The 25,694-nt window shown below is 40.0% G+C and carries 24 protein-coding genes; 22 read left to right on the plus strand and 2 right to left on the minus strand.

The features are described from left to right. Positions 1 to 3: 3 nt before the first annotated feature. The 18 genes from gmd to NIE88_RS00255 all read left to right on the plus strand — a co-directional run bounded on the left by gmd (position 4) and on the right by NIE88_RS00255 (position 19,441). The gene (gmd, locus tag NIE88_RS00170) at positions 4 to 999 is read left to right on the plus strand and encodes a GDP-mannose 4,6-dehydratase (protein WP_253057684.1); all 996 of its coding nucleotides are present in this window, start codon (positions 4 to 6) and stop codon (positions 997 to 999) included. 9 nt (positions 1,000 to 1,008) lie between these two features. Next, complete coding sequence (locus NIE88_RS00175) at positions 1,009 to 2,151, plus strand: glycosyltransferase family 4 protein (RefSeq protein WP_253057685.1); 1,143 nt, start codon at positions 1,009 to 1,011, stop codon at positions 2,149 to 2,151. Next, complete coding sequence (locus tag NIE88_RS00180) at positions 2,123 to 3,361, plus strand: glycosyltransferase family 4 protein (protein WP_253057686.1); 1,239 nt, start codon at positions 2,123 to 2,125, stop codon at positions 3,359 to 3,361. Before NIE88_RS00175 ends, NIE88_RS00180 begins: the two co-directional genes overlap by 29 nt. Positions 3,362 to 3,378: 17 nt before the next feature. Then, positions 3,379 to 4,767, plus strand: a complete 1,389-nt coding sequence (locus tag NIE88_RS00185; protein ID WP_253057687.1) for a sugar phosphate nucleotidyltransferase — start codon at positions 3,379 to 3,381, stop codon at positions 4,765 to 4,767. A gap of 73 nt (positions 4,768 to 4,840) precedes the next feature. Continuing rightward, a complete protein-coding gene (locus NIE88_RS00190) occupies positions 4,841 to 6,196 on the plus strand; it encodes an O-antigen ligase family protein (RefSeq protein ID WP_253057688.1) in 1,356 nt (451 codons plus the stop codon). 42 nt (positions 6,197 to 6,238) lie between these two features. Continuing rightward, a complete protein-coding gene (locus tag NIE88_RS00195) occupies positions 6,239 to 7,336 on the plus strand; it encodes a glycosyltransferase (protein WP_253057689.1) in 1,098 nt (365 codons plus the stop codon). Positions 7,337 to 7,385: 49 nt separating this feature from the next. After that, complete coding sequence (locus NIE88_RS00200; RefSeq protein WP_290446246.1) at positions 7,386 to 8,330, plus strand: glycosyltransferase; 945 nt, start codon at positions 7,386 to 7,388, stop codon at positions 8,328 to 8,330. Further along, positions 8,323 to 9,330, plus strand: a complete 1,008-nt coding sequence (locus NIE88_RS00205; RefSeq protein WP_253057690.1) for a glycosyltransferase family 2 protein — start codon at positions 8,323 to 8,325, stop codon at positions 9,328 to 9,330. Before NIE88_RS00200 ends, NIE88_RS00205 begins: the two co-directional genes overlap by 8 nt. A 31-nt stretch (positions 9,331 to 9,361) precedes the next feature. Next, positions 9,362 to 10,417 (plus strand): glycosyltransferase family 2 protein, encoded by a 1,056-nt coding sequence (locus tag NIE88_RS00210; RefSeq protein ID WP_253057691.1) that lies wholly within the window; start codon positions 9,362 to 9,364, stop codon positions 10,415 to 10,417. Positions 10,418 to 10,524: 107 nt separating this feature from the next. Further along, on the plus strand, positions 10,525 to 11,613 hold the full coding sequence (locus tag NIE88_RS00215) for a polysaccharide pyruvyl transferase family protein (protein WP_253057692.1): 1,089 nt from the start codon (positions 10,525 to 10,527) through the stop codon (positions 11,611 to 11,613). A 1-nt stretch (position 11,614) separates the two neighbouring features. Beyond that, positions 11,615 to 13,030 (plus strand): lipopolysaccharide biosynthesis protein, encoded by a 1,416-nt coding sequence (locus NIE88_RS00220; protein ID WP_253057693.1) that lies wholly within the window; start codon positions 11,615 to 11,617, stop codon positions 13,028 to 13,030. 46 nt (positions 13,031 to 13,076) lie between these two features. After that, a complete protein-coding gene (locus tag NIE88_RS00225) occupies positions 13,077 to 14,174 on the plus strand; it encodes a glycosyl hydrolase family 28-related protein (protein ID WP_253057694.1) in 1,098 nt (365 codons plus the stop codon). A gap of 135 nt (positions 14,175 to 14,309) precedes the next feature. Next, positions 14,310 to 16,253, plus strand: a complete 1,944-nt coding sequence (locus tag NIE88_RS00230; RefSeq protein WP_253057695.1) for an asparagine synthase-related protein — start codon at positions 14,310 to 14,312, stop codon at positions 16,251 to 16,253. A 31-nt stretch (positions 16,254 to 16,284) separates the two neighbouring features. Continuing rightward, positions 16,285 to 16,413 carry a paeninodin family lasso peptide gene (locus NIE88_RS00235; RefSeq protein WP_253057696.1) on the plus strand — a complete coding sequence of 43 codons (129 nt, stop codon included), beginning with the start codon at positions 16,285 to 16,287 and terminating at the stop codon, positions 16,411 to 16,413. A 160-nt stretch (positions 16,414 to 16,573) separates the two neighbouring features. Then, positions 16,574 to 17,521 carry a phosphoenolpyruvate carboxykinase (ATP) gene (locus NIE88_RS00240; protein ID WP_253057697.1) on the plus strand — a complete coding sequence of 316 codons (948 nt, stop codon included), beginning with the start codon at positions 16,574 to 16,576 and terminating at the stop codon, positions 17,519 to 17,521. Next, positions 17,518 to 17,805 carry a lasso peptide biosynthesis PqqD family chaperone gene (locus NIE88_RS00245; RefSeq protein WP_253057698.1) on the plus strand — a complete coding sequence of 96 codons (288 nt, stop codon included), beginning with the start codon at positions 17,518 to 17,520 and terminating at the stop codon, positions 17,803 to 17,805. Before NIE88_RS00240 ends, NIE88_RS00245 begins: the two co-directional genes overlap by 4 nt. Positions 17,806 to 17,822: 17 nt before the next feature. Continuing rightward, entirely contained in the window at positions 17,823 to 18,275 is a 453-nt protein-coding gene (locus NIE88_RS00250; RefSeq protein ID WP_253057699.1) for a lasso peptide biosynthesis B2 protein, read from the plus strand. 44 nt (positions 18,276 to 18,319) lie between these two features. After that, entirely contained in the window at positions 18,320 to 19,441 is a 1,122-nt protein-coding gene (locus tag NIE88_RS00255; protein ID WP_253057700.1) for a glycosyltransferase, read from the plus strand. A gap of 153 nt (positions 19,442 to 19,594) precedes the next feature. Here the strand turns inward: NIE88_RS00255 and NIE88_RS00260 are convergent, their stop codons facing one another. Further along, positions 19,595 to 19,825 carry a hypothetical protein gene (locus NIE88_RS00260; protein ID WP_253057701.1) on the minus strand — a complete coding sequence of 77 codons (231 nt, stop codon included), beginning with the start codon at positions 19,823 to 19,825 and terminating at the stop codon, positions 19,595 to 19,597. A 798-nt stretch (positions 19,826 to 20,623) separates the two neighbouring features. Between NIE88_RS00260 and NIE88_RS00265 the strand changes: the two genes are divergently transcribed. From NIE88_RS00265 to NIE88_RS00280, 4 genes are all read left to right on the plus strand, one after another. Continuing rightward, on the plus strand, positions 20,624 to 21,391 hold the full coding sequence (locus NIE88_RS00265) for a hypothetical protein (RefSeq protein WP_253057702.1): 768 nt from the start codon (positions 20,624 to 20,626) through the stop codon (positions 21,389 to 21,391). Positions 21,392 to 21,573: 182 nt separating this feature from the next. After that, on the plus strand, positions 21,574 to 22,380 hold the full coding sequence (locus NIE88_RS00270; RefSeq protein ID WP_253057703.1) for a S24/S26 family peptidase: 807 nt from the start codon (positions 21,574 to 21,576) through the stop codon (positions 22,378 to 22,380). Next, the gene (locus tag NIE88_RS00275) at positions 22,361 to 24,157 is read left to right on the plus strand and encodes an ABC transporter ATP-binding protein (RefSeq protein WP_253057704.1); all 1,797 of its coding nucleotides are present in this window, start codon (positions 22,361 to 22,363) and stop codon (positions 24,155 to 24,157) included. Before NIE88_RS00270 ends, NIE88_RS00275 begins: the two co-directional genes overlap by 20 nt. Further along, positions 24,150 to 25,259 (plus strand): nucleotidyltransferase family protein, encoded by a 1,110-nt coding sequence (locus NIE88_RS00280; RefSeq protein WP_253057705.1) that lies wholly within the window; start codon positions 24,150 to 24,152, stop codon positions 25,257 to 25,259. The genes NIE88_RS00275 and NIE88_RS00280 overlap by 8 nt, the downstream gene beginning before the upstream one ends. Positions 25,260 to 25,313: 54 nt before the next feature. On the opposite strand, the gene NIE88_RS00285 is transcribed toward NIE88_RS00280, so the two are convergent. Next, the gene (locus NIE88_RS00285; protein WP_253057706.1) at positions 25,314 to 25,580 is read right to left on the minus strand and encodes a hypothetical protein; all 267 of its coding nucleotides are present in this window, start codon (positions 25,578 to 25,580) and stop codon (positions 25,314 to 25,316) included. Between the last annotated feature and the right edge of the window lie 114 nt (positions 25,581 to 25,694).

Consider the following 25,694-nt stretch of genomic DNA (forward strand, 5'->3'; position numbering starts at 1 on the left):
AACATGAAACGGGCATTGGTTACCGGAGTGACCGGTCAGGATGGCTCTTATTTGGCAGAATTTCTCTTGCAAAAAGGATACAAGGTCTATGCACTCAGAAGAAGAACCAGTTCTCCGATCTACGTAAATGTAGAAGAATTCAAGGATCAATTGGAATGGATTGACGGAGATCTTACTGATTTGGCATCGATTATTCGAGCGATTCAAGAATCTGACCCAGATGAAATTTATAATCTTGCCGCGATGTCTTTTGTCGGAACGTCATGGAAACAACCGCTCGCGACGGGCCAGATGACTGCACTCGGTGTGGCAAATATGCTTGAGGCAATTCGTTTAATTAAGCCTGACGCGCGATTCTACCAGGCCTCAACAAGTGAGATGTTTGGAAAGGTTTATGAAACGCCTCAAAAAGAGACAACGCCTTTTTATCCGCGCAGTCCCTACAGTGCGGCAAAATTGTACGGGCACTGGATGACCATTAACTATCGTGAGAGCTTCGATCTATATGCCTGCTCAGGCATTCTTTTTAATCACGAATCACCGCGTCGCGGGGTTGAATTCGTAACACGTAAAATCACGAATGCGGTGGCAAGAATTAAGCTTGGTTTGCAAGAGGATCTTCATCTTGGCAATCTCGAATCAAAACGAGACTGGGGCTTTGCCGGAGATTATATTAAAGCGATGTGGCTGATGCTTCAGCAAGAAAAGCCTGAAGACTACGTCATTGCAACGGGGGAGACGCATTCTGTTCGAGAGTTTGTTGAGACCGCGTTCTCTTATGTCGGCCTGGACTGGAAAAAGTATGTGGTGCAGGATGAACGCTTTATGCGGCCTGCGGAGGTTGATCTGTTGCTTGGTGATTGTTCAAAAGCAGAACAGAAATTGGGTTGGGAGAAGAAGGTTGATTTTCCGTCTCTTGTCCACATGATGGTTGATCATGACTTGGCCGTTCAGAAGAAGGAACTGCCGGATGTTGAAGTGAAAAAATTTGCGATGTGAAGTGAGTGTATGAAGGCCCATCTTATTGTTGTTGGTCCGGTGCCGCCGCCTATTCACGGCGAGAGTATAGCAATCAGCCAATTAATTCATTCTAAAGCTATTTTAGAAAAATATGACGTGGAGGTGATTGATACCGGACGAGGCAAGAATATAAGAGGGGGACGCTTCTCGATCATAAAGCTGTGTCAGGATATCAGGAATTTCCTTGTGATCGCTCACAAGATCAAGAAAAGCCATGATGCAATCGTCTATCTATCGCTTTCACAGACAAAATTGGGGCTTTTGAGAGACGTCATGGTTATTCGTTTAGTGAGAAACAGAGCCGGAAAAGTGATTGCTCATTTACATGGCAATCATTTAAAAATGATCATGATGACAATTAATCCTTGGATGGCGAAGATTGTCTCAAACGCTTTAAGAAAAATTGACTCAGGTATTGTATTAAGTCAGGCCCTTTCATCTAATTTTATGAACCTTCCAAGGAAAATTGATGTTGTTTCTAATGGGATTGATCAAGATATGTTTTCATCTCTGATCATTAAACATGCCCGTATAAAAAGAAGAGCTGCTAAGACTTTTCATATCCTCTATCTGAGCAATTTAATTCAATCAAAGGGATTTGGTGATGTCATACTCACCGCTATCGAGTTATTAAAGAAGAAAGAAGATATTAAACTGACACTCGCCGGGCAAATTTATGATTGTCACTTGTTTAATCAGTTGTTCCGCAAGGTAACTGAATACGGATTCGAGTCAAAAATTACCTATATAGGTATTGCAACCGGAGTTGAAAAAAAAAAGATCCTACTTGAAGCCCATGTTATGGTTCTGCCCACCCAATATCCGATTGAAGGTCAGCCCATCTCAATCATTGAGGGAATGGCTGCTGGATTGCCGATCATTTCAACGGCACAAGGCGCAATTCCCGACATGATTGATGGCAGCGGTATTGTCGTTGATCAAGTTGATCCTGAGCATTTGGCGTGCGCCATTAAGCAGCTGATTGACAATCGATCGCTGTATGAACGGTTATCTGAACATAGCCGATCAAGTTTCTTAAAAAAATTTACGTTGGATCACTATATAGATGAACTGATCTCAGTATTCGAGCGAGGGATACCGAATGAGCAAAAAAATCATATTTGTCATTAATTATTTTTATCCTGATCCTGCATCGACCGGTCAATTGCTCACAGAGCTCTGTCTCGCTCTGCAGGACAGCTTTAAGATCACGGTTATCGCTGCTCAGCCGGGCGGATACTCCGGGGGCAGTGGCAAGGCACATAAAACATTTGAAATCGGTTCGCTCGAAAAGATTAAGATCGTGCGCATTAAGGTACCTAAAGTGAACAAAGCATCGAAACTGAGTCGATTCAAATACATTACCGCTTACTTTATCCTCGCGACGATTGCCATGATTCGAGAGCGTTCTGTAGATATTATCTATACAATATCCACACCGCCGGTGCTTGGCGGCGTGATCGGCACCATCGGAAAGATGATCAAAAGAACAAAACATGTTTATAATATTCAGGATTTTAATCCGGAACAGGCTGAAGCAGTCAGCTATACGAAGAGCAAATGGATTTTCAAAACAGCCGAGGCAGTGGATAAAATCAGTTGTAGATTGTCCGATGAAATTGTTCTCGTTGGTCAGGACATGGCAGAAACATTGAAAAAACGTTTTCAGAACAAAAGGGTACCGACGCATTTAGTCATTAATAATTGGACAGATGAAGATCAGATCGTGCCGATGAATAAGGCTGTTGAACCAATTCATCGTTTTCTCGAAGAAAACAATCTCTTAGGAAAATTTATTGTTATGTATTCAGGCAATCTCGGACTCTACTATGATTTAGAGAACCTGGTCAGGGTTACGAACCAGTTCACCGATTATCCGGATTTGGCTTTCGTCTTCATTGGAGATGGCGCAGTGAAGCAGGGCATGCAGGACTATGTACGTCATGAAGGAATAGAAAATGTATTCTTCCTGCCCTACCAGCCTAAAGAATTCATTAAATATTCGCTCAATGCGGCGGATGTTCATCTTGTCGTCAATCAAAAAGGAATTAAGGGTGTTTCGGTACCAAGTAAAATTTACGGTGTGATGGCAGCAGGCAAACCAATACTCGGTGTGCTTGAACAGGGGAGTGAAGCGGAACGTCTCATATCTGCCAGCGGATGTGGAGAGGTTGTTGAGCCGCAGAACTATGAGGGTGTAGCCAAACTTATAAAACAGTTTTATCTAATGAGCGATGAAGAACGCAAAAGGATGGGTTTGAGAGGCAGAACTTATCTGGAAGGCCACTTAACACGAGAACTTTCCATATCAAAATATAAAAAAATGCTAATGAGTCTGTAGCTCAAGGGGGAAACTTTATGAAATTAGTATTGTTATCAGGAGGATCGGGTAAACGTCTGTGGCCGCTGTCTAATGATATCCGTTCCAAACAGTTTCTCAAGGTACTCAAGGCAGAAGCTGGGCAGAAACAGTCAATGGTTCAGCGTGTCTGGGAACAGCTGAAAGCGGTCCACTTGGAACAGGCCACGGTTATTGCTGCCTCTAATATGCAGAGTGAGATGATCCGCAGTCAGCTTAATGACCATGTTCCGCTGATTATTGAACCGGAACGAAGAGATACATTTCCGGCTATAACACTTGCAGCCTCCTATCTTTATTCTGTTGCGCGCGTTGCCGCGGACGAGGTGGTAGCGGTTTTGCCGGTTGATCCATTTGTAGCTAACAGTTTCTTTGAACGAGTAAAGGATCTGCAAGAGGCACTTGAAAAAACGGATGCGGAGCTTGCCTTGATCGGTGTACAGCCAACGTATCCTTCATCTAAATACGGATATATTGTTCCAGATCCTTCCTCAGATGAATCTAATTATGAACATGTGAGTCATTTTACAGAGAAACCGACAGAACACGAGGCTGCTCGTCTTATTGAACAGCATGCGCTATGGAACTGCGGTGTTTTTGCTTTTAAACTTGGTCGTATGCTCGATCTGATGTCTGAGAAGGGAATGCCGCTTGAGTTTGAAAAAATGCAAAAACACTATTCGCTGCTGCCTAAGATCAGTTTTGATTATGAAGTGGTGGAAAAAGCGAAGTCTGTCGTTGTTCTCCCGTATTCTGGATATTGGAAGGATCTCGGCACATGGAACACGTTAACGGAAGAGATGGCGTCCTCCCAAATTGGTAAAGGTGTCATTAGTGAAGCAACTGAAAATACTCATTTGATTAATGAATTGGATATTCCAGTCACGGTACACGGTGTAAAGAATCTGATTGTTGCTGCCAGCCCGGACGGGATTCTTGTATCCGATAAATCAATGAGCCCGCAAATTAAAGACTTGATCAGTGGATTTAATCAGCCGCCGATGTATGAAGAACGCATGTGGGGATGGTCGAGAACACTTGATTATGCAAAGTATGCGAACGGGGAAGAGATGGTCACGAAACGTATCTGCATTGATGCCGGCAAAAACTCTACCTATCATTACCATCATCTTCGCGATGAAGTTTGGACGATTGTTAAGGGTGAGGGAGAGATCGCACTGGAGAATGCAATTACCCGTGTCAAAGCCGGTGATATTGTGCATCTTCCTGCTCAAAAGAAGCATGCCATTCGTGCGATTACTCAAGTTGAATTTATTGAAGTGCAGACAGGCAGGGGCATCAGCAATCAGGATTTTGTCCGCATCTGCTATAAATGGAAAGACGTCATTGAGCAGTTTTATAAATCAAAGGCGCAGGTTATTTCGTGAATGAGATTCATGCATGTGCAGGATGAAAAATTCTCTATCGTGGGCAGACAGGCAAGCAAGGAGGTGTTCGGAATTGATTTTTCTCATGTATCTGGCGGCTTTTCTTTTTCCACTTGATAATTTTCCGTTGATGTTTGGCGGAGGGTATAAGCCGATAGCCGTGCTCATCATCCTTATTTATGTTCTTGTTAATTTTCCTAAATTATTCAGAATGAAATACAAAAGATCCGAGTGTTATATTTTATCCTTTTTTGTTATAAGTATTCTAATCTCCGCTGTTCAATGTGTCACGAATGGCTACCGCCTAGACGGATTAATGGATGCGATTCAGTCTCTGGTATCCGGATTCGTCTGCTATGTGGGATTTAAATTGTTTGTGCAGCAGAATTCAAAGAGTGAAGCACAAATTACGAAGCTCTTTCTGTGGATCATTCGCGGTTACGCTGTTGCTGTATTCGTCGGATTACTTGAATTTATCTATATCTATGTTGTACCGAGCGGTGCAGTCAGCGATGTCATTCATTTGTTTGTTGCGCGATCTGACTTTGCGACAACAGAAAGATTGCACTTTAGTTTTTCAGAACCGTCCTATATCAGTCTGCACACGAATCTGTTTCTGCTTCCTGCAGTAATTATTTTAAAAAAGAAGGGATTGCTCACACGCTATCATCAATTGATTGTACTGTCATTTATTACCTTATCTCTATTTTCAATGTCGATTCGCTATTTTATTGACATTATTGTTTTTATGATTGCTTATCTGTTTCTGACAGCGTCAGCGAAGATATTGGTGAAAAGGATCGCTACTTTTGTTGTAATGCTTGCTGCTATTGTCACAATCGTTCAATTGATCTTCATTCAAAATGTTTTTCATATGAGTTCGGATCACTACTATCGAATGGCAAGTATGATTAAAAATCCGGATTCTTCAAACAGTGATCTATCAACGCAAATCAGAAAAACATATACCGCAATCGGCTTTGATTCATTCTATGATCATCCGTTACTCGGTTATGGTTTAGGCAACTTTCACTATGCCTACGTTCGTCACTATACTTCTGTTGATCCCAGTCTGCTTGCAAAAGCTGATGAATTGAAAAACGCACGAACTGTTTATAATCTTGTTACCTACAACATGTATGCACGATTGTCATCAGAAATGGGATTAAGCGGTTTTTTGCTCATTGTTATGGTTATCTATCTGATGGTCAGCAAGAGAATGCGTAATTTTTCTCTATTGATGATGTTTCTGACTGTTTATTCTCAGCTGCAATTCGATTCCTTTGCACTTGTGCAGCTCTTCTTCTGGATTGCAATGATTCAAAGTCGCTACATTGCAGAGCTTCATGTCGGTGACGCCGATCATCTGCTGAACAGAGTCAAGGGAAAGATTAAGGCTCTTCGAAATCATCGAATTGAACCTGCCTGACGTGAGCCGAGTGAAAAATAAAAGGATTCAAGGTGTTCTGTTATGAAGCTATTAGTGAATGCTACCGCAAACGATGCCAGAGGTGCGCTGGCATTGACGGACAGTTTTTTAAAGGATATGAACGAACAGGTGGATTTTCTTAAGCAAAATCAGATCTTTCTTTATGTCCTTGTTTCGAATCAAAATCTGGAGAGCTATGCAAACAACTACATTTCAATCCTTTTTAACAATTATCCTAAAAAAAGTTTGATTCATAAATACTATTTTGAGCATATTTATCTGCCTAAGTTTATTAAAAAAGAGAAGATCAGCACGTATCTGTCACTGCAGAACACGGCGATCAGGAAGGGGCCGTATAAACAGATTGTTCTGATTCACACCCCATTGCCGTTCGAAAATCTAAGCATTCGTGATACAGATATTAAAAGCTATATTAAATACCATTTCATTCTTCGAACGATGCTGAAGCATCAGATTAAGCATATGGATCAAATCTTTACGCAGACCGAATGGATGAAACGATCCGTCAATAAACTGTGCACCAATGAGCATATAAAGGTAATCCGGCCTTCCCTATGCCCGGTTAATGATTTATGCGGGCCGCTTCCTTCCGATCTGGAACGGTCAATTGATTTAAATAAACGAATTAAGCTTATTTATCCGACAAATGTTGATAAATACAAAAATAACGAACGGCTGGTCAAGGCAGTCAAGGCATATAATCGCACACACGATCAACACAAAGTGACCATTTACCTAACAGCTGAAGGCCAAAGCAGCCCTTCTGTTGTCTATATGGGTAAAGTCCCGTATGAATCAATGGGGAGTCTCTATAAAAAAATGAATGCACTTATTTTTCCGTCCTTAACGGAGACACTCGGATTGCCATTGCTTGAGGCACAATCCATACACTTGCCTATTTTAGTTGCTGATCGAGCCTACGCCAGAGAGATTTGTAAGAATAGTGCCATTTATTTTAACCCTGTTTCTATTGATGCGATGATTCAGGCGATCGAGCAGTTTATCAGTCAATGGCCAAAAAGACATAGCCAGAATCAACAAGTTATTAATGAAACAAAGCAACGAACGGACTATACAGATTACATTAAGGTGATAAAGGAACAGGTGTATCATGGATAATTTCTAATTCAAGAGGTGGCGTGCCAATATGGAAGGGATATCTGTTGTTATGTCTTGCTATAACGAGAGACTAAGCTGGGTGGAAATGAGCATTCATTCGATCTTGATTCAGAATTATGACGAATTAGAATTAATCATCGTTCTTGATTGCCCGGAGAACAGTCAGTTAAGAAATTTTCTAACATCGATCAGCCAATCTGAAGAGAGAATACATCTGATTATGAATCAAAGAAATTTAGGCCTCGCTGAAAGCTTAAACAAAGGAATTGCGCAGGCCAAGTATCATTACATAGCGCGAATGGATGCGGATGATATAAGTTTACCTGAAAGACTGGATTGCCAAATGAACTATATGCAGGAAAAAAATTTGGATATTTGCGGCACTCAGGTCATTGTAATCGATGAAATGGATCATGAAAAGAAGATATTAAGACACTCTACATCTGATTATTGGATTAAGAAAGAGCTGAGGTTTTTCGATCCGATGATCCATCCAACGTGGCTCGTTAAAAAAAGTGTTTTTGATGAACTGAATGGCTACCTTCCCTTTCGAATCAGTGAAGATTATGACTTTTTAATTAGAGCTGCAATGAAAAATTTTAAGATAGGAAACTTAAATGCTGCACTTGTAAAATACAGAAGAAGATCAGGGAGCTTGACACATTCCAAAGCATTGGATGCCTATCTTACAAATGCCTACATATTAAATAAATTAAAGAATAAGACACCATTTGACGGGTGCAAAAAAATAAAGTTCAGTGAGGAAGAAAATAAGCAATTCTATGACCAATTAAAAACTATTTACAGTGAAAAAAATAGAATTCGGCGAGTTGCAAAATTATTGATTGGTTTCGGTCATGATAATCTAACAAGAATCTTTTTTACACAAAGAATATTAGAAACGCTAAGTATAAAAATGCAGAATATAAAAGTTTTTTTTAAAAATTTTCTCTGGTTCAACCAAATAACCAAAGGAACTGTGAAAAATGAATAGACCATTAGTAAGTATTATCATCCCTATCTATAATGTCGAAGCCTACCTTGAACGGTGTCTGATTTCAATTATCCGCCAAACCTATACCAACATTGAAATACTTGCTATTAATGACGGGTCCACAGATCGATCGGATCAAATTCTTCATGCATTTCAGAAGAAGGATCAAAGAATTCGAATCATAGAGAAAACAAATGGAGGACAGGCCAGCGCTCGCAATCTAGGCCTTGATCTGGCTAATGGAGAATATCTTCTGATGGTGGACAGCGATGATTATATTGATGCGGATACGGTGAATCAATGCTTAATGACCATGGTTCAAAATCAATACGATCTTATTATTTTTGACTTCTACCAAATGAAAGCTAATGGTCATAAAAAAAGAATTTACAACGGGACAGGTCTGCATGATGCCGGAACGGTACCCTGGAACAAGTTTTATAAAAAGATATTATGGGAGGACCTTCGCTTCCCAGAAGGATACTGGTACGAAGATCTTGGCATCGTACCGGCAGTTGTTGCACGAGCGAAAAAAATCGGAAAACTCGATGAATCTCTTTATTATTATGAAACAGGGCGCAAAGAATCTCAAACCAATTTACTGGCAACTGAAAAATTGTTTGATATTATTTCAATGGTAGAGAATGTGTATGAAGAAATGAAAAAAAATAAACTTCATGTGAAAAATAAGGATTTGGAAGTTTTATTTTTCAGACATCTTTTTTATGCAACCCTATTACTTAAGGTACCCTATATTGAGAATCATGTGGCAAGAAAGAAGTTGATTATGAAAGTAAGTGCAACAATGAACGCCTATTTCCCTAATTGGAAGTACCCCAGCTTTGTCGATGGAAATTTTATCACTAATCTTCTCATTAAGCTATCCATTTCGTGCTACCTGCATCATTTCATCCTATTGGGAAATTTATTTTGGAAATATCCCAAAAAAATAAAAAATACATTGCTCGAAATTTCAAATTCTAGAGTAAATGCCGACTAAATCAATCGCTTGAAAAGGAGAAGAAGTAAGGATGAATACTCCATTAATAAGTGTCATTGTCCCAGTATTCAATGTTGAGAAGTATTTGTCTCGATGTGTTCAAAGCATTCTTCACCAGACGTATACCAATCTTGAAATCTTATTAATTGATGATGGATCAATTGATCACTCAGGAGAAATTTGTGATCATTTCGCGTTGCAAGATAATAGGGTGAAGGTCATTCATAAAAAAAATGGCGGGTTATCAGATGCGAGAAATGTTGGGTTAACAACCGCTTCGGGAAGCTATATCAGCTTTATCGACAGTGATGATTTTATACATAAGGATATGCTTCATATAATGATTGATACGAGTATTCATCATCAAAGTGATGTTGTGGAAGTGGGATATAGAGAGGTGTTCAACGATCAGAATGCCTTAACAGATCAAATAAGCAATACTCCGAATGATGTAACGTCTTATGAAACAAAGAATGCTGTTGTTAACTGTCTACTTAATCACCACTCAATTATTAATGTCTGGAACAAATTGTACAAAAAAGAATTATGGGATCACATCCGTTTCCCAGTAGGAAAATTTTATGAAGATTATTTTGTAACGTATAAAATTATCAATTCAGTAAATAAAGTCGTGGAAATAAATCAAGAAATGTACTTCTATTTCCAGAGAAAAGACAGCATTATGGGTTCATCCTTCTCTTTACAGAAATTCGAAAATCATTTTGAGGCAAATTTAAAAATGATGAACTATATAGCCGATCACCATTCGGAATTGTTGCCTCTTGCCAGCATTAGATATTATGAGACGGCCATTGTCTTTCTCTTTGACCTTTTAGATAAGAAGAAGGGGATTGCCAATTATAGAGTCATAGCCAGTAGGGCCAGAAAAGAATTATTGAACAGCAGACGTTATATAAACAATAGCACTGAATTTAAAAAACTGTGCAGGACGTATCTGAATGATCATTTTGAGGAGTTTATGAGAAGAAGAAAAAGAGTGATTAGAAATTTACGGTTACTTAAACAATCCAATTGGTCTTTCTATGTTATTAAAAATTTGCGGGCGGCATTCAGCAAGAAAACATGAAATTTTTTGCAGACATTGTAATGCTGGTGTTATGGGGCAATTTATATAGTTAAACAAAATAAAAAAGTCAATCGTGACTACATTGCTAGAACAAGAGGAGTATTTATATGGCGAATGTCATGAAAAATTACCTGAAGTATAATTTGATCTTCACAGCCAGGGAAATAAAGCATTTTTTTATTGATTCACATAACATCGCTCAGCTTGATCAAAATCATACAAAAAAAATCTATGTCATGGCGACCCCAACGCATGGCAACTTGGGCGATCAGGCTATTGCCTTTGCTCAGAATAAGTTCATTCAAGAAAATTTCAGAGACTATTCTTATATAGAAGTACCCTATGATGACGTTATCAGAAATGTGAACTATATTAAAAAAAATATGAACAAAGATGATATTATTTTTATTCCTGGCGGCGGGAACATGGGGGATATGTATTATTGGGAGGAAAGGGTAAGACGGTATATCATACGCTCTTTTAAACATAACTTAATTATTTCATTTCCGCAGACAATCAGCTTTAGCGCTACATATACCGGAAAACATGAGTTAAAAAAAACGATCCGCATTTATAAGAACAATCATCATTTGCTGATTGTTGCCAGAGAAACAAAATCATATGAGTCTATGAAAAAAATATTCGGTGCTGAGAAAGTTCGGTTGACGCCGGACATTGTTCTTAGCCTGAATGAAAGAAAAGAATCCGTGAGAGCAGGAATTCTCTTGTGTTTCAGAAGCGACGAAGAACAGTTTGTAAAAAAAGATCTGAAAGCAAATTTGATGAAAATGCTGCAATCGAAAGGTGAAACGATAAAAAAGACAGATACAGTAGTGAACCGAAGAGTTACCGCAAAAGTGAGGCCAACTGAACTAAATCGAATATGGAATCAATTTAGATCTTCTGAAGTTGTGTTAACAGATAGACTGCATGGCATGATTTTCTGTGCCATTACAGGTACTCCATGTATCGTTTTTAAAAATGCAAATCATAAAATTGAGTACAGTTATAAAAACTGGTTAGAAACGGTGCCATTTATTCGATTTGTCGATGTGCATCAACTTACGGATATTAAAGATCTCGAAAGAATCATTGATGATTTGCGGCATCTTGATCGAGAACAAAGAATTTGTCCTGACTTTACGAAGCAATTTTCTCCGTTAATTGAATCTATTAATAAGGCTAAGGTTGAATAAGATGAATAAATACAAGAAGCTTGCGGCAAACTCGATTATTTTTGCTATTGGCAACTTAGGCAGCAAACTCATTTCGCTTTTACTGATCCCTCTTTATACCTATTATTTGTCAACAGCACAATATGGCACGGTTGATTTGATTACGACAACACTGGGTTTGCTTCTGCCCGTATTCACATTAAGTATTTATGATGCCGTCTTGCGATTTGTCATGGACCGTGGCTATGACAAATCAATTATTTTGAACAATGCTCTGATATTAACTTTGCTTGGTTTTCTAGTCGCATTGCTTTTTTATCCACTGTTTAAAATCTTATTCCCTTTCAGCAACTATATGCTGCTGTTCTATCTGTATTTGCTTACAGAGTGTATCAACAGCTCGTTCCTTCAATTTGTCAGAGCGACAGGCAAGGTCGCGCTGTTTGCCGCAAATGGAATGATCAGTGCGGTCGTTGTTTTGCTGGGCAATCTCATCTTCATGGTGTTTCTGCATTTGGGCATAGAAGGATATCTTCTTTCCTTAATCAGTGCTGATCTCATTAGCTGCCTGATCGTTCTCTTTGCAGGTGATATCATTTCAAATCTGTCTTATAAAAAGATCAGTCGACCGAGATTGAAGGAAATGCTTTTATACAGTATGCCGCTCATTCCCAATGCACTGATGTGGTGGGTAATGGGCGTGTCCGATCGTTATCTGGTGGCTTATTTTGTCGGAATCAGCGCGAATGGCTTGTATGCAGTCGCAAATAAAATTCCCAATCTATTGAGTATGGTAAATACAATTTTTTTTCAGGCATGGCAAATGTCTGCCATTGAAGAGGCGGATGCTGCGGACAAGTCCAAATTTTATACAGATATTTTCAATTTCTTGTCTACTTTAATGCTCCTTGTAACCTCGATACTTCTCGTATTTCTAAAACCAATTCTCCAATTCTGCGTGTCAGCACAGTATTATACTGCGTGGAAGTATGTACCTTTTTTACTGTTTGGGGTCATCTTTTCCAGTTTCTCGGGCTTTCTGGGTACTAATTATATTGCGGCAAAAAAAACATTTGGTGTTTTCAGAACATCAATCATCGGTGCTGTAGTCAACCTTAGCGGCAATCTGATTCTAATTCCGCTGATTGGGGTTAATGGTGCGTCATTGGCAACAATGTTCAGCTTTATGGTGATGTGGCTGTTAAGAATTGTGGAGACGAGACAATTCGTCGTAATTAAGATAAATAGTCCTTTATTATTGCTCAGTTTCGCCATGATTTGTCTTCAAACGGGGATTCTTTACTGGCAGATACCGCTCGAGTATCTCTGGCAGGTAGTTTTATTCATTGGTCTGCTTGTCATCAACAAAGGTGAACTCATTCCCATTTATAACAAAGTTATCATTCGGTTAATCAAAAAAGTGCTGCCTTCTCGATAACCATAGAATGACAGAAGATTCACACGAAAAAAGCGGAGGGATTCGGATGAATCATTGGATGTTCAAAACAAGTACAAAGCTTATGATTGCGGCCGTTGTTTTGTTAGTTCTTGGCGGTTGTTCACTAAACACTGCACCTGATCCGACAATTGTGAAAAAAAGCAGTGAGGAACAAAGCATAACAGCGACGAATAACCCGGCTCTGCTCCAGGCAAAGGCATTCCAGGTAAAGGGTGACGGAAAGACAGATAATACAGAAGCTGTGGAGAAACTGTTTCGTGCTGCTGCTGAGGTTAAAGGCACAGTCTACTTTGGCAAAGGGGTTTATTTGATTTCAAAGACAATCTCTGTTCCTAAAAATGTGTCGATCATTGGTGCGGGAATGCGGCAAACGACATTCAAATCAATGACAGATAAGGATGAGGCCGTTTTTTCGCTGGCTGGTGAGCAAACGCTTCAGGATGTTGGCTTCAAATCAAGAATAGGAGTGCTGCCGGCCGGGGATAACATTACAATCAATAATGCAGCATTTTCATGCCGTGTGCAAGGAATTCAAAATTCGGTAACGGTTAGAAATTTAATTATAACTAATTCTCTGTTTGAACGATCAGGCTATGCAATTTTATCCAATAGTGAGCCAAGCTATGATGTTAAGATTCTGAACTGCCGTTTTGTGAATAATACCGCTGATGCCATTGAGATTAATGCACCGAGCCAGCGATGGACCATTGAAAATTGTACATTCAGAGGGATCAAAAGCAAAACAAGCAATGCCGGTTTTGGGGTGGGGGCAGCCATTTCAGCGAAGGCCATTGTCGTAAAAGGCTGTACCTTTGAAAACATTAATGGACAGGCAGTTCATGCCGAAGCTCATTCGGAGGTTGCTGTGATTAACTGTACCTTCAAAAACAGCGGGCATTCAAGTTATGCGGGAAGTCCGCATGCGGATATTGCCGTGCTCTCGGAGGCAACGGTTACTGTGGCCCATTCTGTGTTTCTTAAATCTGATCCTGACTACAGCAAACTTGCGATTTATAATACAGATCGTCCGGTAGGTGGTACAGTCGTCGTGAGCGATTCTGTGTTCTATAAAAAGAAAATTGATGCTCAAGTAAAATCTGTTCATAATCAATTTCACAATTGAAAGAATGAAACCATTTCGTAATGAAAGAGTAATGCTGCCGATGATAATATAACAACATCGATTGATTATCCATTATTTGGTGTTTCCAATGAATGATAAGATCGTTTACCTGTTGTCCAATACGGAGGAATAATTATGAGCGTGATTGCCGGTATTGTTGATTTTGAAGGATCGCCCATCGTTACCGAGCATGGTGCAAAAATGATGGCGGCCGTAGAGAACTATCCTGCAGACAATGTGCGTGACTGGCAGGATCGCTATACCTTTTTCGGATGTCGCAATCAATGGTTCACGCCGGAATCGGTTAATGAGCGTATTCCGGTCTTTGATAAGCGATCCGGTCTTGCGATAACGGCGGACGCGATTATTGATAATCGGAAAGAACTGTTTTCTGAATTAAATATACCCTCATCTGATCAAAACCGGGTGGGTGATTCTCTTCTTATTCTTCTCGCTTATGAAAAATGGCGACATGAAGTCCCCAAACATTTGATCGGTGATTTCGCCTTTATCATCTGGGATAGCAAGGAGCATCAGGTTTTTGGTGCGAGAGATTTCTCGGGAAATCGGATGCTTTATTACACTTTTGCCAATCAGCAACTTGCTTTTGCGAGTACGTTGGAATCTATGCTTACACTGCCTTATTGTTCAAATAAATTGAATGATAGCTGGCTTGCACAATTTCTCGTTATACCTGATACAACCGATTGTGCGGATACGGAACTAACGGTCTATCAATCCATTCATCAAGTACCGCCTGCCTGTTCAATTTTGGTAAAGAACGGTACTGTATCCATGCGGCGCTACTGCACCATTGAGAATCAGCAGCTGTTAAAATTTAAATCAGACGAAGAATACATAGAAGGATTTAAGGAAGTATTTGAGCGAGCAATTTCCGATCGGTTGCGCTCGAAGCGCGGGATTGGTGCTTTTCTAAGTGGTGGATTAGATTCGGGTTCGGTCGCAGCATATGCGTCGCGTCTCATGCAGCCAGCCGGTGAGCAGCTTCAGACGTTCAGTTATATACCTGAATCGGATTTTGTTGACTGGACTTCGCGTTACTATGTGCCGAATGAAAAGAATCATGTTGAAACCATTGCAGCGTACTGTGGAAATATACAGCCACATTTTTTAGATTTTAAAGGACAGAGTCCATTCACTGAAATTGATCGTCTTCTGGAAATTATGGAACTACCTTATAAGTTTTTTGAAAACTCATATTGGATTCGGGGTGTGTTTAAAGAAGCACAGAAGGCTCGTTTAAGCGTACTGCTTAATGGTGCACGTGGTAATTTTTCCATATCCTGGGGGCCGGCGTTAGATTATTATGCCTCATTGCTGAAGAAGGGGCATTGGCTTCGTCTTATGAGGGAAATCAAGCAATACGGCCGTAATATTGGCGTAGGGCGCAAGAAGATTTTATCTGTGGTCGGTGAAAAAGCCTTTCCGATTGTCGGGCGGCTGCTTCCTTTGAATGACGAATCAATTCCAACGTTGATCAATCAGACATTTGCACAGAAAACAGATGTCTATCAGCGTATTTCCGATCTTGGTTACGATCTTTCCGGCAAAACGCTGATTTCCGGATTTACTTATCGGAAGCAGCATTTCAAGCAGAATTATTCTTGGACGCCGACCGGTACTTGCTACGGCAAGCTATCCCTTCATTACGGTGTAAAGGATCGCGATCCGACGAATGATCTGCGTGTCATTCGTTATTGTCTGTCGGTTCCAAACGAACAGCTCGTTCGAAAAGGAGTCGATCGGGCACTCATTCGGCGCTCGACAGAAAATCTATTGCCTGATTCGATTCGATTAAATCAACGATCACGGGGAATTCAAGGAGCAGATATGATTCATCGAATGGCTCCGGATTGGAACGAGTGGCTGAATGAACTGCATCATATGCAGCACGATTCGCTGATTACGGATTTGATCAATCAAGACACAATCGATCAGGGAATAAAAACAATGGAGACGGGACCTCAGCCGGATTTAGCATTCAATCTGCATTTCAAGGTGCTCATGCGGGCGTTTATTTTGTATCGCTTTTTATCGAAGACTGCTGTTACATGCTAGGAAAAATAACCTTGAAAGGAGGTGAGCAACCATGACGAAGAAAACATGGGTTAAGCCTGAAATTGAAGTGCTTGACGTTAAGTTGACTATGGCTGGTCCTGGATTGAAAAATCCTGATTCCGTTCAGCCGGATGTTGACGAAGTTATTCACTACAGCTGATTGCTCTCAGCACTGTTTTAACGTTCAGCGATGTGTGTAGACAAGCTTTATTTATACTTAAAATGTTTATACGGTTTGAAGCATCCTGAATCAATTAGGTCCCTATACTGCCATTAGGTATATGGGCCTTTTTTTAACTTAGAATGGAGGTGTCTCAGAAATGAAAAGAATGTACAGGGCTTTCGATTTTACGATTTCCAGTTCGCTAGTTTTTCCAGAGTTGTGCCCGGCACACAAATCAGTGGATGCGGATCTATTCATTGAATTTGACGATTTAAAGCCATTATGGGATGAAAAAACAGCTAAAAATTACCATTTTGTAGCAAATTCTCATTCTGTAATGTTTCAGATACCATCAACAGGAATCTTTCAAATTACAGACGGACGAAAAATTATTATATCACCTTTTAGCGGCGCGGATAACGGTGCAATTCGTCTCTTTGTGCTTGGATCGTGCCTTGGGGTTGCTTTATTGCAGCGAAAAATTTTTCCTCTTCATGGAAGCAGTGTTGTAATAAACGGAAAAGCATATGCTTTTATTGGTGAATCCGGAGCAGGCAAATCCACATTGGCATCTGAATTTATAAAGTTAGGCTATTCTATGCTTGGCGATGATGTAACGGCGCTGACTTTTTCCGAAGAATCAGTTCCGGTTGTTACGCCCGCATATCCGCAGCAGAAGCTTTGGAAAGACACGTTGCAGGCATTCGGTGAGGAAACATCCCGATTTAATCCCCTGTTTGATCGGCAAACTAAGTTTTCCGTACCCGCCAGAGATTGCTTTGAAAATCATACAATGGAGCTTGCTGGCATCTTTGCCCTAACAAAGGTAGATCATGGCCCAATCCGATTAAGTCAGCCAAGTAAAATAGATCAATTTAAATTAATTATTAAGCATACCTATCGTAATTTCTTCATTCCGGATATGGGATTGAATCAATGGCATTTTGAAATGGTTTCGCGAATTGTGAAAAAGCTGGCTATTTATAGCATCGAACGGCCGAGTCAGGGTGACTTTTCCGCACCATTTATTGCTTCGCAAGTGTTAGAAAAAGTTGAGCAGTTGCAACGATTAAAGGTCATTCAAATGGAGAGGGGAACATTATGAGTATTACGATGATTACAATGGACAGTATTGTCAGTCAAAATCAGGGCAACATCGCGAGCGACATGGACGGTGAAAAGGTCATGCTGAGTATTGCAACCGGCAATTATTACAACATTGGAAAAGTCGGAGGAACCATTTGGGATCTCATGGCCCAACCGATTAAAGTAAAACAAATGATTCGTATTTTAACCGGGCAATATTCTGTTGATCAGGATCAATGCTTTTCAGATATCGTTCCTTTTCTTGGGCGTTTAAGTCGTGATGGACTGATTACGATTCGGTAAGGCTGAGGAGTGATCGCATGTTAAAAAAGATTCGTAAATTTATCAATTCTCCGTGGAAAATGAAAGGTTTATACATTGAGGCTTTTTTTTATTTGGGTTGGGCACGTCTGCTTATTTTACGACCGTTTGCAAAGATTAATAAGCATCTCGGTGTGGAAAAAATGGAGACGCCGTATTCAAATGAGAATCTTAATCAAACACTGCTAAAAAAAATTGCCCATGCCGTTCAATTGGTCAGCCGACATACACCTTGGAAAAGCATGTGCCTTGTTCAAGCCATTACTGCCCAGAAAATGCTTGAACGGAGAAATATTGAGAGTACAATCTATCTTGGCACAGGCAGGGACAGCAATGGAAAAATGATTGCTCATGCTTGGCTGCGTGCAGGTTGTTATTATCTAACCGGCGCTGAGGTCATGAGCCGGTTCATTATTGTGGACCGATTTGCTAAGGTACGGAAAAACGTATAATAGTGGGGATTTACAGGCGTAACGAATGGGAGTCATAGCGAAATATGGATGATTATCAAACAATTGCTTACTATATTTCTGATTACGGATATGGCCATGTAACGAGAAGTCTGGCAATCATCAGAAGGTTATGTGATCATGAGCGGATTCAAATCATTATTTGCCATGCATTTGCCTTCAACTTTATAAACCAAGCACTATCAGAGCTGATTCTGGCAGGTAAAGTACGGATGCGTCGGTTGGAAAATGATATGGGTTATGTCCTGAAACCTCACTCGCTTCAACCGGATCGTCATCAATTAGCCATAAAATGCACGCGTTTTATTCATGAACTCCCATTAGCTGTGAAGCGGGAAGTGAGCTTTCTCAGGAACCAGCATGTTGATCTTGTCATTGGCGATATTCCTCCGGTTCCCTTCAAAGCTGCCCGACTTGTGTCTGTTCCATCCATCGGGCTGTCGAATTTCACTTGGTTTACTGCGTATAACAGCTTATTGCCTGATGAGGTGCTGCGCCCGTTTTTTGACTGTTACAAGGAGATGGATTATTTCTTCGCTCTTGCAGGCAGCAAGGAACCACAATGGGGTCGGGAAGCGAATACAAATGTGGCTTTTTTCTCACGGCCTCCGCAAATGGGTATCGTACATAACATTAGAAAAAGTGTTGACCCGAAGGGCAATCAAATCGTTGTCTTTTTTGGACTGGGCATGAGGATTAATGCAGGAAATCTCAATGCTTACAAGCTATGGCACAGCAGAAATTGTGTCTTCCTCGTGTCGGAGAATCTAGATATTGAAGGAGAAACGATTTATAAAATCCCCGGTGATGAGGCTGAATCTCAAAATTATCTGGCTGCGAGTGATCTTGTCATTTCAAAGCCTGGATGGAGTACGGTTGCAGAGGCTGTGAATGCTCATAAACCATTGATTCTAGTGAAACGAAACAACATGCCGGAGGATGAACATACGATTGGCTATCTGCAAAAGCATGGTGGGTGTGAATTAATTAGATGGGAGCAAATGAACAAGTTTACAATAACTGATGATCTGCTTCATCAATTAGATAAGCAGAAAAATAGATCAATGATGAATTCAGAGAACGTACTGAATGATCTTGCTGATGAAATTCAAACCATCCTGTATCATAAACAAGATGGTTATTCATGAGTTAACGTATAGAGAAGAAAATCGTCATAGAATCAGTTTAAATAGTTAAGATACTTGCCAATTGGGCAACAGAGTTACCGGTACTGTTTAATCTGGTTTGTATCTATTAAAAAAAGCAACATTTATCTGCATCATTATTTAAATCAGCACGATTCATTTTTCTGGGAAGAGCAAGTTAAGTGGCTTTCGTCTGATAACCTTGTGATTATAACGTTCGACTCTTAAATAAGGATGATCCCCAATGACGATGTACAAGTGGTGTTTATTTTCAATAATATCCCCTTTTCTGTAGCATGTTTTTTCTGTATACAAAGGAACAATGTCATGCAGATACCAAGAATGAGAATGTTTGATGTAGCGAACAATGTGCATGTCACGAAGCATGCATGTCTCTCCTAACAATCGGTGCATTTATTAACATAATCCAATGATTATTTTACCAGTAAAAAGTAATAAGTGTAGATTTAAGAACCAAAATGTTTCATTTTTTAGGATTTTATTACTAGTTAGGTAAAAAGTCGGAGAAACGCGTTTTGATGCATCTTCTTGATAATTTCGGTTTTTAGGTGTTTGTTCGACAGAAATCTGCATTTTTCAGATCTAATTATCTGTAGCGATCACAAAACTTTTCAATCTCAGGGTAAAAAAAGCCAATGAGCAGCAGACGTAAAAAAAACAGACGTTTGAAGTCTGTTTTTTTGCAGCAGGGCTGTTTATGAATGATACAATCTATGTCAAATTGTTTTCAAAGCTGATTCAATGTGGAAACGCCGTATGAACGTTAGATGATTCACGTTGGAGAAAATAAATGGCTCATTGATCCTCAAATCCAAAACTGTCATTGCTTTGACAAATTTTGTCTTGACGTTCTATTCATTGTATCCGGATTGAAGATAGGAAAGGTTCGACAGTGAACAGACAACTATTTTTGTGATAATTCCGAACAGAAATGTAACGATTGTGTAATGATTTAAAAGGTATTATAAAACTGTTATTTTATAGCAAATAAGATCAGATAAATGAAAAAAAAGGCAGGAGAAATCGAAACTTGATGGAATTTTATTGCTTAATTTATGAAATGTCGTGAACGATTCCATTGCTCCAATCTGTTAAAAGCGGTAAATTTAATCATTTACATGCATTTAATATAGAGAGAAAAGCTAAAGGGGAGAATACCAAAAAATGCATAAATTTAATTTTAAATTGGGCGAACATTATTTCAAGATTCAGGCAGAGTCGGCAAGTTTAATCAATCTCTTTCTTTCAACTTTTTCAACAGTGAAAAAGACGGAGCAAAAAACAATAGACATGACCGTCAATTTGCACTATGTCATTCCTGCTATGTACAGTGATTCTAGCATAAATCTCGAAAAGAGTAAATACAATTTTCGACAAGATAACTTCATAATCGACATTAATCCTGAATATAATTCGACAAATTTATACATTATTGATAGTTCATCGCTCAGGCAGGCCTTTCTCACTATATATAGTTCATTCATTGTCCATCAAAAATGGGGGCTGCTTTTGGAAGCGGATTGTATCTTTGATCAGCAATCTGTTCATATGCTGTGTGGTGACTATGGTGAACCCTCTGCCCAGTCAATGGATGCTCATAATTTTTTCAGTAAACCTTTGGTATTAATTAAAATTCTCCCTGAACACTCATTCGTCCTTGAATTTCCATTCGGTTCCGCGGGCCTTGAAAGAGCGTCAGATTCACTCCCGGTATCCAGCTTATGCTTTCTACAGAGATCCTTTGAAAACAAAAGAATTACGGTAGGGCGTACGTACAGTCTCCTGCGTTTATTAGACTTGGTTTTCTACTGGCCGCGCAGCACAGAACAAACGAAAAGTGTTATCCATTTACTAAAACTGCTTATTCATCAGGTTTCTATTTTCAATTGCTATTTTCAAAATAAGGAAGCAGTCAGGGAACTGATTTCGTGAATGATTATGGAGAAATATCGCCAGCCTTGCGCCAATAATTCAAAAGGCAATCGATACTGTTTGTGGGGAGAAACTGAGATATGTTTTCAGTAAATGATTCGTTAAAAAGGGTTCAGCCCCTTCCAATAAATTCCGTAAAGAGAAAAAATCAAACTGATTCGTATTTGCTTGAGGCTGAGAAAATGCGTACACGGCCACGGTCGGAATCTCAGACTGCCGCCGATCCGAGCAGATCACGTCTTTGTGGGTCAGAAAATGAATTCTTCAATGACTTTATCAGTAAAATCATCCATCGCAATCAACTGAACGCGGATGAGTGGGTGCTTGCTCTGAAACAGCAACAGGTCATCAATCGCTTAGCGACGAAAATGGTTAAACAAGTTTATGACCACAAAAATCAGTCGGTTAAGGGAAAAAAATTTGATTTTTACTGCAGCAAGAAGCCGGCGGCAGAGTTTGATCTGAATTCAGAAACTCTGTCTCAGGTTCATAAGGTTTTGAAAAATCGGGGAGAGATCTTGATGAACGCCCGGGGACAAAGTATGTTCCCTTATATCCAGGAAGGTGATTCATGCCTTTTCTGTTCTTATCCTTCAAGTATGCTGCGGCCTGGTCAGATTGCGCTTTATCGTACGGACTCAGATCAATTAATTGCCCATCGGTATCTTGGCAAGGAAGATGGTGTTTCGGCTAAGGAACTTTATTTATTTAAAGGTGACAGTAATTTCAAAGCAGATAAACCTGTTCATTCTGAACAAATTGTGGGCATTCTCACATCTGTACAAACATTTGATCATTCAAAGCGTCTCTCACATAAATTTCATCTGTACTGGAGCCAAACGATGCTTCATTTGCCGATCCTTTCATGGCTTCTGAATATGTATCTTTTAATTCGGCTCTGCTGCTTCGTCAACCTGCGCGCAATGCCTAGTGATGAGTTGACGACACGCTCTGGAGGAATGTATTGCTATGACTATAAAGAAATTTGAATCAGGAATCAATCGGAAGGTGGTTGTGCTGATTTGTCCTTTAATTAAGAAACATTGGAAGGCCTATTCGGGTTTAACAATCATCATGCTGATTAATTTAATGCTTACTTTGTTAATCGCAGCTTTTTTCGGCAGGGTGATGAATGCGGCAGTAAACAGCCGTTTAGCTGAACTCACTCAATTAATCCCATGGGGGAGCGGGTTATTGCTCGTGTCGATAACAGCCAACTACTGTAATTCGTGTCTTCAGTCAGCAGCCGTGTACGGTATTGAACGTGATTTAAAAAAAATGCTGTATCAACACATTTTGTACCTGCGTGCGCAATGTCTGACTTCACTGCGATCAGGAGATTTGCTGTCTCGGTTCAGTAATGATATTAACAAGATCGAAAACATGCTCGGAAGTCGGTTGGTCGATCTTGTCCGTATGCCGCTCATCTATATTACTGTTTTCATTTATTTATTGCACATTAACATAACCCTAGCATTAGTAAGCTGGCTGGTAGCTCCCATTGCAGTAACAGCAAGTTCTGTATTTGGTTTTCTTATTCGCCGCAACAGCCGAATGCTTAATGAAGTGACTGGAGATAATTCACAGCTGATTAATGAAACACTTCAAGGATTTTTTGTCATTCGTTCATTTGTAATGGAGCATCTAATGCTGCAACGAAACACAAAGCAAAATGATCGAATTTATCATCTGCAAATGAAAAATGCTAAGCTTTCCGGACTATACTATGTTGGCGGCGAAATTGCCGGAAGTTTAACCTTGTTCGTCACGCTTTGCTTAGGAGCCTACTTTATTTCAAACGGATCGATGTCGGTGGGCGCTCTGGTAACCTTTATAACTCTGATTGGTCACATGGTCTATCCGCTGACCGGTGCGGCAGGAAACTGGGTTAATTTTCAACGTGCGGCGGCTTCTGCTGAGCGTATTCAGGAGATTCTTGATGAACCTTTGGAACGGGAGCAGTCGCGTTGGCAGGTTCAGTCGCCTTTTGTTCATATGCCGATCTATTCGCTTGAATTCCGAGATCTGACTTTTGGCTATGACGCGGGAAAGCCTGTTCTGCAGCATTTCAATTTAAAAGTGCCGGCAGATAAAAAAACGGCAATAGTCGGTTTAAGCGGTGCGGGAAAAACGACACTGTTTTCTCTGCTGCTTCGCCTTTATGAGCCGCAAGAAGGCATGATACTGATTAATGGGCTGCCGATTCAATCGTTTTCACTGAAACAACTCAGAACACTCATTGCCCACGTACCTCAGGAAACCTTTTTATTCAATGGAACTGTTCGAGAAAATCTTCTTCTTGGAAGCCGGGCATCTGAATCCGAGATGATTTGTGCGGCTCGGGCAGCAACAATTGATCCGTTCATCCGCTCTTTGCCAGAGGGATATGACACAGTAATCGGTGAGCGCGGCATGAGTCTTTCAGGTGGTCAGAAGCAAAGAATAGCCATTGCACGTGCTTTAATAAAAAATGCACCGCTCTTGCTTCTCGATGAAGCGACATCCGCTTTAGACAATAAAACGGAAGCCCAAGTGAAGGTATCTCTTGATCGTCTCATGGAAAAGCGGACGACACTTGTCATTGCTCATCGTTTGACCACCATACAGAATGCAGATCACATTGTTGTGATGGAAAAAGGACGAATTGTTCAGGAAGGAACGCACCATTATTTAATGATGGAGAGCGGTCTCTATCGCAGACTGCAGCAAATGGGGAACACCACACCGATTCTTTCATCCTATGGACGGAGGTTTGATGATGCTTAAACTTCTACAGGCACTTTTCTATAATCGTGATTTTAACTGGAATGACATTAAAATTTTCAGGAGAATTTTGGAAGACAAGCAATTTGATTATGTAGCTCCGCAGATCTACTCACTTCTGAAGAAGAGGGGACTGCTCAATCGTGTCCCATCCTTTTTTCAGCAAGCCGTAACAGACGCCGCATACAAAACATTGTACAGCAATATGTTGCTGAAAGCCGATATGCGAGCGTTGCTTAACTGTTTCGAAGCACGATCCATAGGTGTCATTCCATTTAAAGGGACTCTTTTTTCAGAACAATACTATGGTGATCTATCCGCTAGGTATTCCCGTGATCTTGATATTCTTGTCCGTCCCGAACAAATGAAAACCGCTGTATCCATTGTTAAGGCGTTAGGTTATCTTCATGAACAGCAAGAGGAGCCTGAGCATTTTCATCGGGTTTTTTACAAGCACGATCTGAAAACAAATCGAAAATCCATTATTGAATTACACTGGCACTTTCTTAGAAGCGGTACGTCGAGTTTGCACATGGGTATGATTTGGAATGCTTCACTTCCCCTGGCGAATTATCGTTATATCCATACATTATCTGACTTCCATATGTTCTATGTGATCTGTCTTCATGCCTGGAATCATGAACTGAATGGTTGGAAACATTTTATTGACATTGCTCAAATGATTTGTGCACTGCAGCATTCATTAAGTTATTCGGATCTGTTGGTCTTTGCAAAACAACAGAAAACCTATCGTCGAATTGTTCGCACACTGACCATTGTTTATCATGAATTTCCTGGCCTTAACGAGATTCTCCCGTTACCCTTTTATGAAAAAAAAACCTTTTGGTGGTCCACAAATGAACTGGGGCGTAAAATCGGACCGAAAGAAACCTTGCCGACACTGATAAAACGGCTACAGCAACTAAGGGATTATGACGATATAAAACAAAAGATCATTTTTCTGAAACGCGAGGTTTTGCCCGATCCTGTCATTATGAATCAAGTGATTGGATCAAGGAGTACGAGAAAGCCAAGAATTGTTCAGTATTTTTACCTGTATTTAAAAAGGCTTGAGTACTTATTCATTAGAGGCAATAACAAGTAAAGGCTCGTTATTTGGAACGGATTGAGGTAGCGCAATCAACAAATTAAAAGAATTTCATCGTTTTTTATCAAATATTGTTTTTTTCTCTTCAATAACTACATAGGTCAATAGAGTTTCATCATTCCCTTTACAGTCTTTAAAATTAATTTGAAATTTGGCTTTTGTCATCGCAATAATGCTATGGAACATAAGGTGATAACGTTCTGAAAAGATGATAACAGCCTGATTTATGTTCGCTGCGATAATGACGCTGAAATAGATACTTGACTGGTGAAACATATTCCGCCTTTTCGGACGCAGATAAAAAACATAACGTTTCATTTATCCAAAAGGCTCCTTTGTCTGATTTTTTCTTTGTCGTTCGTTTGTACCGGTTTCTGCACTTTGCTAAACTGAGAGGTGTCCATGTGCCATTGGACAATCTTGGTATAAAGT

This window comes from Sporolactobacillus shoreicorticis (assembly GCF_024125445.1).
GTDB classification, from domain to species: domain Bacteria; phylum Bacillota; class Bacilli; order Bacillales; family Sporolactobacillaceae; genus Sporolactobacillus; species Sporolactobacillus shoreicorticis.

Bases quoted from the DNA above. Each gene is read 5' to 3' on its own strand.
- NIE88_RS00275 (WP_253057704.1), top strand. From the start codon at position 22,361: ATGACTATAAAGAAATTTGAATCAGGAATCAATCGGAAGGTGGTTGTG.
- NIE88_RS00215 (WP_253057692.1), top strand. From the start codon at position 10,525: ATGGCGAATGTCATGAAAAATTACCTGAAGTATAATTTGATCTTCACA.
- NIE88_RS00245 (WP_253057698.1), top strand. From the start codon at position 17,518: ATGAGTATTACGATGATTACAATGGACAGTATTGTCAGTCAAAATCAG.
- NIE88_RS00220 (WP_253057693.1), top strand. From the start codon at position 11,615: ATGAATAAATACAAGAAGCTTGCGGCAAACTCGATTATTTTTGCTATT.
- NIE88_RS00265 (WP_253057702.1), top strand. From the start codon at position 20,624: ATGCATAAATTTAATTTTAAATTGGGCGAACATTATTTCAAGATTCAG.
- NIE88_RS00280 (WP_253057705.1), top strand. From the start codon at position 24,150: ATGCTTAAACTTCTACAGGCACTTTTCTATAATCGTGATTTTAACTGG.
- NIE88_RS00200 (WP_290446246.1), top strand. From the start codon at position 7,386: ATGTCTTGCTATAACGAGAGACTAAGCTGGGTGGAAATGAGCATTCAT.
- NIE88_RS00205 (WP_253057690.1), top strand. From the start codon at position 8,323: ATGAATAGACCATTAGTAAGTATTATCATCCCTATCTATAATGTCGAA.
- NIE88_RS00225 (WP_253057694.1), top strand. From the start codon at position 13,077: ATGAATCATTGGATGTTCAAAACAAGTACAAAGCTTATGATTGCGGCC.
- NIE88_RS00270 (WP_253057703.1), top strand. From the start codon at position 21,574: ATGCGTACACGGCCACGGTCGGAATCTCAGACTGCCGCCGATCCGAGC.
- gmd (WP_253057684.1), top strand. From the start codon at position 4: ATGAAACGGGCATTGGTTACCGGAGTGACCGGTCAGGATGGCTCTTAT.
- NIE88_RS00210 (WP_253057691.1), top strand. From the start codon at position 9,362: ATGAATACTCCATTAATAAGTGTCATTGTCCCAGTATTCAATGTTGAG.
- NIE88_RS00285 (WP_253057706.1), bottom strand. From the start codon at position 25,580: ATGAAACGTTATGTTTTTTATCTGCGTCCGAAAAGGCGGAATATGTTT.
- NIE88_RS00195 (WP_253057689.1), top strand. From the start codon at position 6,239: ATGAAGCTATTAGTGAATGCTACCGCAAACGATGCCAGAGGTGCGCTG.
- NIE88_RS00240 (WP_253057697.1), top strand. From the start codon at position 16,574: ATGAAAAGAATGTACAGGGCTTTCGATTTTACGATTTCCAGTTCGCTA.
- NIE88_RS00175 (WP_253057685.1), top strand. From the start codon at position 1,009: ATGAAGGCCCATCTTATTGTTGTTGGTCCGGTGCCGCCGCCTATTCAC.
- NIE88_RS00180 (WP_253057686.1), top strand. From the start codon at position 2,123: ATGAGCAAAAAAATCATATTTGTCATTAATTATTTTTATCCTGATCCT.
- NIE88_RS00235 (WP_253057696.1), top strand. From the start codon at position 16,285: ATGACGAAGAAAACATGGGTTAAGCCTGAAATTGAAGTGCTTGACGTT.
- NIE88_RS00230 (WP_253057695.1), top strand. From the start codon at position 14,310: ATGAGCGTGATTGCCGGTATTGTTGATTTTGAAGGATCGCCCATCGTT.
- NIE88_RS00250 (WP_253057699.1), top strand. From the start codon at position 17,823: ATGTTAAAAAAGATTCGTAAATTTATCAATTCTCCGTGGAAAATGAAA.
- NIE88_RS00185 (WP_253057687.1), top strand. From the start codon at position 3,379: ATGAAATTAGTATTGTTATCAGGAGGATCGGGTAAACGTCTGTGGCCG.
- NIE88_RS00255 (WP_253057700.1), top strand. From the start codon at position 18,320: ATGGATGATTATCAAACAATTGCTTACTATATTTCTGATTACGGATAT.
- NIE88_RS00260 (WP_253057701.1), bottom strand. From the start codon at position 19,825: ATGCTTCGTGACATGCACATTGTTCGCTACATCAAACATTCTCATTCT.